The sequence below is a fragment of the Algoriphagus aquatilis genome, from assembly GCF_042657405.1.
In the GTDB taxonomy this organism is placed as follows: Bacteria; Bacteroidota; Bacteroidia; order Cytophagales; family Cyclobacteriaceae; genus Algoriphagus; species Algoriphagus aquatilis.
On record NZ_JBHSKS010000001.1, the window covers coordinates 455,864 to 468,723 of the forward strand.

The following is a 12,860-nucleotide window of genomic DNA, read 5'->3' on the forward strand; positions in this document are numbered from 1 at the left end:
ACTATGCCGATTGCATTGAAAAACCTGCCAAAATTCACCCTAGGGGTAGAGGAGGAGTACATGATTATCGATCCAAAGACAAGAGATTTAAGATCTCATATGTCCAAAATCGTGGAGGGCGGTAAGATCCAATTACGTGAGCAGGTGAAGGCAGAAATGCATCAATCTGTGGTGGAAGTCGGAACCAACATTTGCCAAAATGTGGCTGAGGCCCGAAGTGAAGTGTCTCATTTGAGAAAGAAAATTGCTGAGCTTGCTGCTGCCCAGGGCCTTACAGTCGGTGCTTCCAGTACGCATCCTTTTGCAAAATGGCAAGATCAGGAGATTACTGATGATCCTAGGTACCACAACATTGTCAATGAGCTAAAGGATATTGCAAGGTCTAATTTGATTTTTGGTCTTCATGTCCATGTGGGGATAGAAAGTCGGGATGTCGCGCTTCAGCTGATGAATCAGGCCTGTTATTTCCTCCCTCACATCTATGCCCTTACGACCAATTCTCCATTTTGGGAAGGCAGAAATACAGGGTTCAAAGCGTTTAGAGCCAAAGTTTTTGCCAAGTTTCCTCGGACTGGCCTTCCGGAATATTTCGACTCAGTTCAGTCTTATGACAATTTCCTGGAGATTTTGGTAAAAACGAACTGCATCGACAACCCTAAAAAAATCTGGTGGGATCTTAGAATGCACCCGTTCTTCAGCACAATCGAATTTAGAATCTGTGATATGTGTCTGACAGTGGATGAGACGATCTGTATCGTGGCAATTATTCAAGCCGTGGTTGCCAAGCTATATAAGCTTCACATGAGCAATACCAGCTTTAACATATATAGAATTGCTCTCATCCGGGAAAACAAGTTTAGAGCAGCACGCAATGGAATTGAAGGCTTATTGATTGATTTTGGGAAAAAGGAAGAAGTGCCTACCAAGGATTTGATTATGGAGCTACTCGAATTTATCGATGACGTAGTCGATGAGTTGGGGAGCAGAAATGAAATCAACTACGTCCATGAAATTCTCAAAAAGGGAACCGGTGCGGATCAACAACTGGCAGTTTTTGAAAAGACAGGAAGTTTGGAGGCTGTTGTCGATTTTATAACCGGCAAGTTTACCGAAGGCTTGTGAGGTATTCCTTACCTTTGGGCCGAATATCAAACCCAACATAAAGTGCCAAAAAGAAAAGTAAATCTTGCCATTCTGGATATGTATGATGGAGAACCCAATCAAGGGATGAGGTGTATCCATGATCTGTTGAGCAAGTTTTCCGATCAAATCAATTTCAGAGAATTTGATGTCAGAGGTAAAAACGAACTGCCTGATGTTGCTGATTTTGATGTGTTTATTTCCACAGGTGGACCCGGAAATCCCTTAGAGGGCGATGGAAATTGGGATTTACGCTACTTTGATTTCTTGGACCAGGTATGGATTTGGAATCAAAATCATAGTCAAAAAAAACACCTGCTCCTAATTTGCCATTCCTTTCAGATGGCGTGCAAGCATTTTGGTTTGGGAGAAGTGACCAAAAGGAAATCGCAGTCATTTGGGGTAATGACAGTGCATAAGACTCCGGAAGGACTTAATGATCCCATCTTCCAAAATCTGGAGAATCCTTTTTGGGCGGTGGATTCCCGTGATTATCAGGTTGTACAACCCAATCCCAGGAAATTTAAGATGTTGGGAGCAAAAGTCATTGCACTTGAAAAGATCCGAAATCACGTCGAATACGAGCGGGCAATTATGGCTATCCGCTTTTCTGATGAAATCATCGGCACACAGTTTCATCCCGAGGCAGATCCCTCCAGCTTTTTACAGCATTTAAAAAAGCCAGTGGTTCGTGAAAAAATCATCGAACTAAAAGGCAAAGCTAAATATCGGACCATGCTTGAAAATCTGGTTGATGAGGATAAAATCTATCGCACTAATGAAACCTTTATCCCAAATTTTTTAGAACATGCCCTCCGCAAAATTCGCTTGGCTCAAGCACCGACCCTGATTTAAATTTAAAAAGAAGATTTATTCTAAATCTGGATATCAATATTTTCAATAGCATATGAAAGAATCAATCAGAGAAAAATTTAACCAAGAATTTTCTCAGGAGAAGTACCTGGCTTTCTTGGAGGATATAGCTTCTGATTTTGATTTTAAACCTACGTTTAGGATTGCCGAGACACCTTTTTTTATTCCAAAAGACCTAGAGAATCAGCTTATTGAAGCTTGCAATCAGGTAATAACTTTTATTCAAAGAACTGATTTCAAAGCCTTAACCCAACGTGCCATTGAGTTGAATACCGATGTTCCAAACGAGGATGCCCATACTCAATTTTTGGCGATTGACTTTGGGATTTGCGAAGAAAACGGAAATGTTATTCCCAAACTAATAGAGGTTCAAGGCTTTCCTTCCATTTTCAATTTTCAGTTTAACCTCTTTAGGAAAATCCAGAAGTATTATCCTTTTCTGTCTGAAATGACACCGTATCCACTAGGGATCACTGATGATCGCTATCTGGGGCTGTTGAAAAAAGTGGTTTTAGGAAAATGGCAAGAGGAGGAAGTTGTACTTTTGGAAATTGAACCTGAAAAACAAAACACCAAAATTGATTTTTACTATGCACAAAGAGATTTGGGAATTAAAATTCTTTGTGTCACATCAGTGATCAAAGAGGATAAAAAACTTTTTTATCTCAATTCGGAAGGTCAAAAGATCCAGATCAAACGAATCTACAACAGGGTAATTTTTGATGAGTTGTTTTCCAGACAAGATCTAAAGCTTCAGTTTAGCTTCGAAGAAGAGCTTGATGTCGAATGGGCTGGTCATCCCAATTGGTATACCCGTATTTCTAAATTTATTCTTCCCTACCTCAAAGGGTCTTATTTTATCGAGACTACCTTGCTGAGCGAGTTAAAGGAAATTCCGGAAGACCTTGAAAACTACGTGCTAAAGCCCTTATTTTCTTTTTCAGGATCAGGGGTGATTTTTCATGTGAAAAGGGAAGATATCGAAAATGTAAAAGAACGAGATCTTTATATTCTTCAGAAAAAGGTGAATTATTTGCCAGTCATCCAGGCTCCCGAGGGAAAAGTAAAAGTGGAGGTGAGAATGTTGTGCCTATGGCCAGAAGAAGAAAATCGCCCAACTATTGTAGGAAACTTGGTTCGTTTGAGCCGAGGTGAAATGATCGGCGTGAAATTTAACAAAGACAAAGATTGGGTCGGTGGCTCAATAGGACTCTTTGAAAAATAAAAAAACCGGTGTTACCGGCTTTCTATTCTTGCATCCAAACAGCTGGGTTTTTACGCCATTCTTCCAGAGATTTCAAGGTGGATTCATCCACGTAATTATTTCCTACAGCCTGTGGCAATAGGGCGTCATAGTGGCTTAGACAGACGAGTGAAATACCTGCTTCATCGAAGTTTTTGTCTGCCACATCAAATCCATAGCTGAAAATTGCCACCATTCCCAATACTTCAAATCCTGCATTTCTCAAGTCTTGGGCGGCCTTAAGGGAACTTCCTCCTGTAGAAACCAAGTCTTCTACTACCACGACTTTTTGACCTGGCGTTACTTTACCTTCGATCATGTTTTCCATCCCATGTCCTTTGGGTTTGGAGCGCACATAAACAAATGGAAGGTTTAATTCATCTGATATCAGTGCCCCTTGAGGTATTCCCGCGGTAGCTACACCGGCAATGGCCTCTACAGTTGGAAAAAAGTGCTGTACAGATTTCACCAAGTTGGCTTTGATCAGTTTTCTTACCTCGGGAAAGGAAAGAGAAAGTCTGTTGTCACAATAAATCGGGGATTTCCATCCGGAGGCCCAAGTAAAGGGTTTGGAAGGCTGAAGCCGAATGGCTTGAATTTCAAGCAGCTTGTTTGCTACTTCTGCTGCAATGCTGGGATCAAGGATTTTCATGGAATCAAAATTAATGGATTAACCAGCTTTGAGATTGTGTCCGCTGATTTTTTTGTGCATTTTTGACCACACCACCATCTTTTTACATTGATAGCATGAAGATCTTTGTGAATGACAAGCCTTTAGAGATTCTCAATTTTGAGGAATTGGACCCTTCCAAGGCATTTGAGCACAGTTATAAAAATCTGGATGAAATTCCTGAAGATGTGGAATGGGAGGAGGATGTGGTATTTTATGAACCGAGTCAAGATGCTGTGATCCGTATTCTCTATTTAATGCGGACCCGAAAGATGAAGAAATTGGACTCGGTGACTTTGGTGACGGTCGATAAAAAAGCCCTTAAAGAGTTTGTTAAAAGTAGATTTTTGATCATAAAAGCTGCAGGAGGAATAGTTGCTAAAAAAGATAAAATCCTCATGATTTACCGATTGGGTAAATGGGATTTTCCAAAAGGGAAGTTTGATAAAGGTGAGACTCCTGAAGAATGTGCAAAACGGGAAGTAGAGGAAGAATGTAATGTTAAAGTCAAATTAGGAGCACACATTTGCAATACGTGGCATACCTATACCCAAAATAGAAGAAGTATCCTCAAAAAGACCTATTGGTATGCTATGGAAAGTGTAAATGATCATGGTATGAAACCTCAGGTTGAAGAGGGGATAGACGAAATTAGATGGCTTTCAGAATCAGATGCTAAAACTGCCTTGATCAATTCGTATCCTTCTATGAGATACCTCTTTAAGCAATATTTAAAAAATCACATGAAGATTCAGATGCTGTAAGGCAGAAATTCTGAAACATCACCACCGTATCTGTGTACTTCTCGGATTACTGTCGAACTGATGGCGGCAAATTGAGGTGAGGTTATCAAAAAAACCGTTTCCAAATCTTTATTTAAATACCTATTCATCTGACTGATGGTATTTTCATATTCAAAATCAGTCGTATTTCTTAATCCTCTGATCAAAAATTGAGCGTCGTACTTTTTGGCTAAGGTAGAGGTAAGTTCATTGTAGACAACCACCTTTACACTTGGAATGGATACATAGACACTCTCGATTTTTTCTACCATTAAGTCGATTTCGAAGTATCTATTTTTTTTGGTGGAATTATAACCAATCCCTACAATGACTTCATCAAAAAGATTTAGACCCCGCATGACAATGTCGTGGTGCCCTTTGGTAAATGGATCAAATGACCCGGGAAAAATTGCTGTCTTTTTCATAGATCAATCATATTGCCAATAAGATTCAAACAGATTCTCAGACTTTAAATGCTTGAATCCATGAGAAAAGTTCTGATTGGCATGTGGTTTTTGTATTCTAAAGTTGGCAAAATAAGTGCTACCCCAAGTTTCTGAAATCCCAGTTTGTTCGGTTGCTCCATAGATACTAACCCTGACATGATTTCGGTCATACTTGAGCGCTTCCATCATAATCAGAATATACTTGAGCACATCTTCTTTTCCCTGAATTTCAAATCTATTGAATACGGCCAGCTCCTGATCTGTAAAGCCAGCTATATACACATGAGAATGAAAGTAATCTACGATGATTTCTTGTCCGATTAGATTAAATCTTTCTTTGAATAAATAAGAAAGGAATGAAGCAGAACCGTGATACAAAGTGACTTCAGCAAACCGGGCCTCCAGATGATTCTTTGTCTTTTGAGATAGAAAAGACAGAATCTGAATATTATTGCTGTCTACCGGTGTAGTAAAAAAATAGGGCGATTCACCTAGATCCCCCAAGATATCCAAGTATTCTTTTTCTTTCCCTTGCTGATAAAGTACACCGGGCACAAGAGTGAAAACTGGATTATGAATGTAGATTTTCGCTGGAACATCCAACTTTAAAAGAGGATCGGAATTGAATTGGTCCTCCATTTTGTTCCAAGAAAACTTCAAATGATGATGTACAGCGATGTTTGCTTGGTTTTTGTCTTTTGCAAAGACAAATAGAGTATTGGGATAAATAAAAAGTGATAAGCTCGCTGTGTCTTCCACATCAAACTTATCACTCTTATATACCTTGAGGTTATTTTCCAAGATCAGTACCGGTTATTTCCAGTTACCTTCTGTAGAAGCATCGGTTCTTGAACCAACTCTCAAAGCTTTTTCGTTATTGTTTGCTCTTCTCTTAGGGTTGATTGGAGATGGATCGCGGATTTCAAACACGTTAACCATGTATCCACCAGTTTTCTCGATTTTATCTGCAAAGAACTCAAATTGCTTTCCACCTGAACCTGGCACTACAGGAAGTAGTTCAAGCTTGAAATCAGGGTATTTTTTAGCACTAAAAAGGGAATCCATCACATTTACAGATCCAAGAGTATCAAAGCTCACCTTGATTTCTTCAGCTCCATAGTCAAGAAGCTTCGTAGTCTCAGTTCTCTGTACAATCCAGATGGTACCTGTCTCGATAAACGTTTTCAAAGAATCCCAAGTGCTCGCATATTTCCCATTTGATGCCTGATATGCCAGTTGAGCATTACGTAGCATTTCTAATTTTTCGATAGTGGCTGCCTCCAGTAAAGCGACTCTTTTTTCTGCTTCAACTACATCATCAACGCCTTTCCAAAGCAAGTAGCCCAGATATGCAGCGACGATAAAGAAAACTAACGAGAGAACTTTTGTAAGATTCATTTTGATTAAGATTTAGAAATCTGGTTAAGGTTGAAGGTTTTTAAAACGTGCTATTTTATAGAAATATTTCCAAAATTAAAATATCCTTTACACAATACCAGCTCAGAAAGTGATTTAATTCCCCAAAATATCCGATGTAGGGTGTTCTTTTCGAGGTAATGTAATTCTTCCAGGCTCATCCAGCGAATTTCAGCAAGTATCTGATTGGAGTTGGAAAGCTCGGGGTCTTTTCCCAGTACTGCAACACCTTTTACACTAATTACCCGAAAAAAGTGTTCCATAGCATGTAGGGGAGGTTCTAAAAATTCATGGACAAAAAGGTAGTCTCCTACTTCAATGGTTAATCCGGTTTCCTCTAAAAACTCTCGCTTGAGGTTATCTTTTGCGCTCATCCCATATACCATACCTCCTCCTGGAGTGGACCAAAATTCTCTGCCGTTGCCCATTAGGTGCTTGACCATTAGGATTTTTTCATTTTCTATCAAAACCCCATTGACTCTTGATCTGAGTTGGTGACCAAATTTTGATTCTATTTCTTTGCTGATCTTATCTTTTGACATTTACATTCGCTTATCAATGGATAAAATTAACCAGGGCAAACCAAAGCCTTCTGACTTGCTCGTAAAATATTTTCCTTTTCAACCCACGAAAGGGCAAGCTGAGTTTTTCAAAAAAATGGATCCTTTTTTTTCTAAAAAATCTGAAGATAAGCCAGTATTTATTTTAAAAGGATATGCAGGTACAGGAAAAACATCTCTGATTTCGGCATTGGTTAAAATTCTTCCTCGAATGGAAATGCGCTCTTTGCTTTTGGCCCCAACAGGAAGGGCAGCCAAAGTAATGAGCAACTATTCAGGAAGGGGGGCATTTACTATTCATAAGATCATTTATAAGCCCAAAGGTGATCCGGGGACCATGGGAAGTGGATTTGTGTTGCAGAAGAATTACTTCAAGGATACCCTTTTTATTATTGATGAATCTTCCATGTTGGCTGACGATGGGGGTATGTCAGGGAATTTGCTTTGGGATGTGATTACCTATGTTTTTTCCGGAGCAGGAAATCGGCTCATCTTTATAGGCGACACGGCTCAGCTTCCTCCTGTTGGCAGTACCTACAGTCCAGCACTTGAGTCTGGGTATTTACTTAGACATTATAGACTTGATGCTGATCAGATTGAGCTATCTGAAGTCATGCGTCAAAAGTTGGAGTCTGGAATTCTTTTTAATGCAACCGTTCTGAGGAACGAACTTGAGGCAGAAAAACCTACGGTCAGAATTCAGACCTTTTTATTCAAAGATATATTCAAGATGACCTCAGAAAGGCTGGAGGATGGCCTGAGGTATGCTTATGGTAAATTTGGAACTGAAAATACCACCATTGTCACCCGATCAAATAAAGCTGCTGTCCAATACAATTTGTACATCAGGCGTGTGATCCACTTTTATGAAGATGAGATCAGTACGGGAGATTTGCTGATGATAGTGAAAAACAATTACACCTATATGGCAGAATCAGAAAAGGTGAACTTTTTGGCTAACGGGGATATGGTGGAGGTGATGAAAATCAGAAGTTTCGAAGAAATGTATGGTTTGAGATTTGCCACTTTGGAACTCCGACTTTTGGATTATCCGGATGAGCCATTTTTTGATGCCAAGGTTATTTTGGACACACTTTATTCATCAAGTCCATCTCTGACTCGTGAGCAATACCGAAGTCTCTATGATCAGGTTTCGGCCGATTATGCCGATGTAGCTAACAAAACCGAGCGAATGGAGCATATCCGAAAAGACCCTTATCTCAATGCACTTCAAGTCAAATTTGCTTATGCCTTGACTTGCCACAAAGCACAAGGGGGCCAGTGGCAGGCGGTATTTGTGGATCAGGGATATTTGGTAGAGGATCAAGTTGACAAAGAATTTGTACGATGGCTTTATACAGCCATTACCCGAGCTACTGATGAGCTTTATTTGGTTAATTTCTCTCCTTCCTTTTTTGTAAAAGGATTAGTAGACCAGGAATAAACACACTTTTGCAAAATTTAACCTTTCCAACCTTAAAGAATTGGCATGTATTTTTCAGATTTGGAATTATATCAACTAGGTCTCGGTTATCTAGCTGAAAAGAGTCAAATTTGAAAATTGAACATCAAATCCTAACAACTTCTATGAAAAAGCTAGCAATTCTATTTAGTCTCTTCGCCTTTGTAATGGTCCTTCAGGCAAATGCTCAGGATGCGGGGTCAGGTGCTGTCATTTCATTCAAAGAAAATTCAATCGATTTTGGTGACATCGTTCAGGGACAAAAAGTAGAGCATACATTTGTTTTGACGAACACTGGAAAAAGTCCTCTTGTCATTTCTAATGTGGCAGCGACCTGTGGATGTACAGTGCCTAGCTGGCCAAAAGAGCCAGTAGCTCCTGGAAAATCAGCTGAGATTAAAGTCTCTTTCAATTCTACCGGTAAAATGGGTAAACAAAACTCTGTAGTTAGGATTTATTCCAATGCAACAGAGCCGATAGAGAAGGTTTCATTGATTTCCAACGTCATTCCAAAAACGAACTAAAATTCAAAATTTTATAAATTTCAAAGCCTGTTGATTCTAACAGGCTTTTTTCGTTCCACTAGATTCCTAACCATAAACTATGTCCCGTACCCAAAATAAAGAGCGCCGTGTCACCATGCGCCAGGTATTTTCTACTATTATTTGGCCTAGAAGAAAACACCTTTTCCTTGGACTTGGGTTGATTATAGTGAGTAGACTTTCAGGTTTGGTTCTGCCTGGAGCAAGTAAATATTTGATTGATGATGTGATTCCCAGCAACGATTTGAATATGCTGAAATGGCTTATTTTGATCGTAATCCTTTCGATTGTGGTTCAGTCTGTGACTTCTTACACACTGACTCAGATATTGAGTGTAGAGGCCCAGCACCTGATCGCTCAACTTCGATCCAAAGTCCAGCAGCATATTATCAAGCTTCCAATTAGGTTTTTTGATAATGCCAAAACCGGAGAGTTGGTATCTCGAATCATGACCGATGTAGAAGGGGTTAGGAATCTTGTCGGAACCGGATTTGCACAGATGATCGGGGGAATTTTGACCGCAATTATCTCACTTGGCTTACTTATATCCATTAGTCCGATGATGACCCTGTATGTGTTATTGCCTGTGCTCATTTTTGGATTGGTGTCCTTGAAGGCATTTGGGAAAATAAGGCCCATATTCAGAGAACGAGGAAAAATAAATGCACAGGTGACAGGTCGACTGACCGAAACATTGGGTGGCATCCGAGTCATCAAAGGCTTTAATGCAGAAGCTCAGGAAATCCGAACTTTCGAAAAAGGAGTCGATGAGCTTTTTCAAAATGTAAAGGCCAGCCTTACCGCCACAAGTTTTGTGACTTCTGCCGGTGCTTTACTGCTGGGTTTAGCCTCTGCGGGAATTATGGGCATCGGAGGATACATGATTATGGAGGGGAAAATGACCTTTGGGGATTTTCTGGCTTTTACCCTTTACCTCGGTTTTATGATTGCGCCGATTGTGCAGATGTCCAATATCGGCAGTCAATTGACGGAGGCATTTGCCGGATTGGACAGGACTGAAGAGATCATGAATATGCCTCTGGAGTCGGATGATCGCAAGCGTACGGTGCAATTGGATCAGGTCAATGGAGAAATTGTATTTGATCAGGTATCCTTTGCTTATGAATCGGGTAAGGAGGTTGTTAAAGGAATTAGTTTCAAGGCTCCAGCCGGCTCGGTGACTGCCTTAGTAGGTACTTCAGGCTCCGGCAAGACTACCATCGCTGGCCTAGCTGCTACATTCCTAAATCCAGACTCAGGGTTGATCTACTTGGATGGAAGGGATCTCCAAACAATCAGTCTTGATTCTTTCAGATCTCAATTAGGGGTGGTATTGCAAGACGATTTCTTATTTGAAGGAACGATCAGAGAGAACATTCTTTTTCCAAGACCCCATGCTAAAGAGGATCAACTGAAAATGGCTGTCCATGCTGCACATGTACAGGAATTTACAGATCGATTTGAGCAAGGATTGGATACGCTGATCGGAGAGAGAGGAGTTAAGCTTTCTGGAGGGCAGCGGCAGCGAATTGCCATAGCTAGGGCTATATTGGCAGATCCGAAAATTTTGATTTTGGATGAAGCTACTTCAAACTTGGATACAGAATCCGAGACCTTGATTCAGGAAAGCTTAAAAAAATTGATGGAAGGTAGAACTACTTTTGTGATTGCACATCGATTAAGTACCATCCGGCAGGCAGATCAAATCTTGGTTATCGAACAGGGCAAAATTGTCGAGCAGGGTAGGCATGAAGAACTTCTTGCCAAGGAAGGTCGCTATTTTCAGTTATATACGTACCAAGCAAGAATTTAAATGCTGTCCAAAATTTTCAGTGAAGTTTTAATCTTTTTAGCCAAAATCCTGTTTCTTTACTTGGAGTTAGTTTGAAATAGATTTGCAGAAGATTCGATAAATTTTGATTGTGGTTGGATTTCTCGATAAAATGAATTTTTTTAATCATTCAAGAATTTAATAATGGACTTGATAATTGTTGGAGCTAACAAATTGGGAGAATACATCGCAAAGAACTTTTCTCAGTTTGGACTGCGCCATAAAATCTTGGGTTTTGCTGATGAAAGTGGCAGCCTTGAAGGAAAAAAGGTTGCAGGTTTTCCAGTATTAGGTCAGCCTGATGAAATTCTTGCGGGTAAGAAAATCGCAGTGGTTATTGCCCTTCCTTCGATTTATGAGAAAGTAGGGATGATAAAAAAATTAGCTTCCTATAAGCAATTAGAATTTCCTAACCTGATCTCCATGGGATCTTGGATTTCAAGAGATTGTATTTTTGGTAAAGGGAATGTTATACTCGAAGGTAGTTTGATCAATTTTGGAACTATGGTGGGTAACTTTAATTTTTTGGGAGAAAAGTGTTCTATAGGACATGAATCTGTCATTGGTGATTGCTGCTACCTTGAAGACGAGGTAAATGTAGGAGGCTATTCTATTTTGGAAGGGATGGTGAATATGAAAAAGGGTTCAGGTATTAACCAAGGGATTCGAGTAGGTAAAGAATCAACAATTGAAAAATTTGCAGAGATCAAGGAAGATCTGCTTCCAAACTCATTGGCAAAGAAATGATCTATTTGGTCGGAAAAGAAACATAAAACTCTGATCCTATTCCTTCTTTACTTTTAAACCAGATTTCCCCGTTAAGCTTTTTGGTCAATTCTTGGACGATATTCAGACCCAATCCTGTTCCTTTTATGTTTCCGACATTTTTAGCTCTGTAAAAAGATCCAAAAATATTGTCATGCTCCTCTCTGGGTATTCCTATGCCATAATCTTTAACCATTATTTCTACATAGTTTCCGATGAAGCTTACTTGAACCTCAGGATCTAAAGAGTTTGGGGAATAGTTTAACGCATTTTGAATTAGATTTCTCAGTACATGGATCAGCATAGACTCATCCGTGTTGATCGTCTTATCGGTTTCGGGTAAAAATAATTTGACGGTTCTTCTTCCAAGGTTTTCGTCATTGATCTCAGCTACAAGCTGATTTACAAACTTTCCTATGAAGACCTTCTTTACGTTAAGGTTGATATCTTGCTGAATACTTTTTTCCAATAGCAATACATCACTCATGATGGATGTCAATCGGTTGCTTTGGTTGAGTACCTTGTCAATATGGCCAAGCAGCTTGGTTTTTATCTCTTCAGAAAATTCCTTGTCGAGGAGCATTTGCATGATCATTACACTGCTCACAATAGTGGCTATCGGCGTCTTGAATTCATGCGAAGCCATGGAAACAAACCTCGACTTCATCTGGCTGAGCTCTTTTTCCTTAAATGCGATGTCTTTAAATTTTTTCAGAACTTGTTCTCGCTCCGTGACATCTTTTCCAACACAAAAAATCAACTTCCCGGGGACTTCACTCAGGGAAACATGACGGAATTGGAATTCAAACATCAAGCTCCGCTTCGTTACCTTGGTTGAAATTGGGATCACCATTTTCTGGTTGGGCTTCATCAGAGGCAATGAAGGAAAATTGATGACTACCTCATTGAATTTGCGGCCAAGATTAGGCAAAACGGGTATTTCCAGTACTTTTTCAAAAGTCTCAGAAAGAAAAACAGCCTCCATTTCCTCATTTAAAATCACCATTACATCCTCGGTGTTTTCGAGGAAGAACTTGAGCATTTCGGGTTTATTAATGTCGATAACAGGAGCTGAATACATGCGAGTAATAGGGGATGATAGCCAAAATAATCTCTGGATATCCATCAAT

The 12,860-nt window shown here is 39.8% G+C and carries 14 protein-coding genes; 8 read left to right on the forward strand and 6 right to left on the reverse strand.

What is annotated here, in order from left to right:
- The first annotated feature begins 3 nt into the window (after positions 1–3).
- The 3 genes from ACFPIK_RS01890 to ACFPIK_RS01900 are packed head-to-tail and all read left to right on the forward strand — an operon-like array spanning position 4 to position 3,238.
- Complete coding sequence (locus ACFPIK_RS01890; RefSeq protein ID WP_377911634.1) at positions 4–1,122, forward strand: carboxylate-amine ligase; 1,119 nt, start codon at positions 4–6, stop codon at positions 1,120–1,122.
- A gap of 42 nt (positions 1,123–1,164) precedes the next feature.
- The gene (locus ACFPIK_RS01895; RefSeq protein WP_377911636.1) at positions 1,165–1,995 is read left to right on the forward strand and encodes a type 1 glutamine amidotransferase; all 831 of its coding nucleotides are present in this window, start codon (positions 1,165–1,167) and stop codon (positions 1,993–1,995) included.
- 52 nt (positions 1,996–2,047) lie between these two features.
- On the forward strand, positions 2,048–3,238 hold the full coding sequence (locus ACFPIK_RS01900; RefSeq protein WP_377911638.1) for a hypothetical protein: 1,191 nt from the start codon (positions 2,048–2,050) through the stop codon (positions 3,236–3,238).
- Between the two features lie 22 nt (positions 3,239–3,260).
- On the opposite strand, the gene pyrE is transcribed toward ACFPIK_RS01900, so the two are convergent.
- Positions 3,261–3,908: an orotate phosphoribosyltransferase gene (pyrE, locus tag ACFPIK_RS01905; RefSeq protein WP_377911640.1), complete on the reverse strand. Its 648-nt coding sequence runs from the start codon at positions 3,906–3,908 to the stop codon at positions 3,261–3,263.
- Between the two features lie 95 nt (positions 3,909–4,003).
- Between pyrE and ACFPIK_RS01910 the strand changes: the two genes are divergently transcribed.
- Complete coding sequence (locus ACFPIK_RS01910) at positions 4,004–4,690, forward strand: NUDIX hydrolase (protein ID WP_377911642.1); 687 nt, start codon at positions 4,004–4,006, stop codon at positions 4,688–4,690.
- Here ACFPIK_RS01910 and coaD read toward each other — a convergent pair.
- The 4 genes from coaD to ACFPIK_RS01930 are packed head-to-tail and all read right to left on the reverse strand — an operon-like array spanning position 4,678 to position 7,112.
- Positions 4,678–5,133, reverse strand: a complete 456-nt coding sequence (coaD, locus tag ACFPIK_RS01915; RefSeq protein ID WP_377911644.1) for a pantetheine-phosphate adenylyltransferase — start codon at positions 5,131–5,133, stop codon at positions 4,678–4,680. The genes ACFPIK_RS01910 and coaD overlap by 13 nt on opposite strands.
- A 3-nt stretch (positions 5,134–5,136) precedes the next feature.
- On the reverse strand, positions 5,137–5,955 hold the full coding sequence (locus ACFPIK_RS01920) for a DUF3822 family protein (protein ID WP_377911646.1): 819 nt from the start codon (positions 5,953–5,955) through the stop codon (positions 5,137–5,139).
- Positions 5,956–5,967: 12 nt separating this feature from the next.
- Positions 5,968–6,552 (reverse strand): hypothetical protein, encoded by a 585-nt coding sequence (locus tag ACFPIK_RS01925; protein WP_377911648.1) that lies wholly within the window; start codon positions 6,550–6,552, stop codon positions 5,968–5,970.
- A gap of 50 nt (positions 6,553–6,602) precedes the next feature.
- Entirely contained in the window at positions 6,603–7,112 is a 510-nt protein-coding gene (locus ACFPIK_RS01930) for an NUDIX domain-containing protein (RefSeq protein WP_377911650.1), read from the reverse strand.
- A gap of 16 nt (positions 7,113–7,128) precedes the next feature.
- Here ACFPIK_RS01930 and ACFPIK_RS01935 point away from each other — a divergent pair, with 16 nt between their 5' ends.
- The 4 genes from ACFPIK_RS01935 to ACFPIK_RS01950 all read left to right on the forward strand — a co-directional run bounded on the left by ACFPIK_RS01935 (position 7,129) and on the right by ACFPIK_RS01950 (position 11,712).
- Positions 7,129–8,574, forward strand: a complete 1,446-nt coding sequence (locus tag ACFPIK_RS01935) for an ATP-dependent DNA helicase (RefSeq protein WP_377911652.1) — start codon at positions 7,129–7,131, stop codon at positions 8,572–8,574.
- Positions 8,575–8,717: 143 nt separating this feature from the next.
- Entirely contained in the window at positions 8,718–9,116 is a 399-nt protein-coding gene (locus ACFPIK_RS01940; protein ID WP_377911654.1) for a DUF1573 domain-containing protein, read from the forward strand.
- Between the two features lie 79 nt (positions 9,117–9,195).
- Positions 9,196–10,947, forward strand: coding sequence for an ABC transporter ATP-binding protein (locus ACFPIK_RS01945; RefSeq protein ID WP_377911656.1), 1,752 nt, complete (start codon positions 9,196–9,198; stop codon positions 10,945–10,947).
- Positions 10,948–11,109: 162 nt separating this feature from the next.
- The gene (locus tag ACFPIK_RS01950; RefSeq protein WP_377911658.1) at positions 11,110–11,712 is read left to right on the forward strand and encodes an LbetaH domain-containing protein; all 603 of its coding nucleotides are present in this window, start codon (positions 11,110–11,112) and stop codon (positions 11,710–11,712) included.
- 1 nt (position 11,713) lies between these two features.
- On the opposite strand, the gene ACFPIK_RS01955 is transcribed toward ACFPIK_RS01950, so the two are convergent.
- A complete protein-coding gene (locus tag ACFPIK_RS01955) occupies positions 11,714–12,772 on the reverse strand; it encodes a sensor histidine kinase (RefSeq protein WP_377911660.1) in 1,059 nt (352 codons plus the stop codon).
- Between the last annotated feature and the right edge of the window lie 88 nt (positions 12,773–12,860).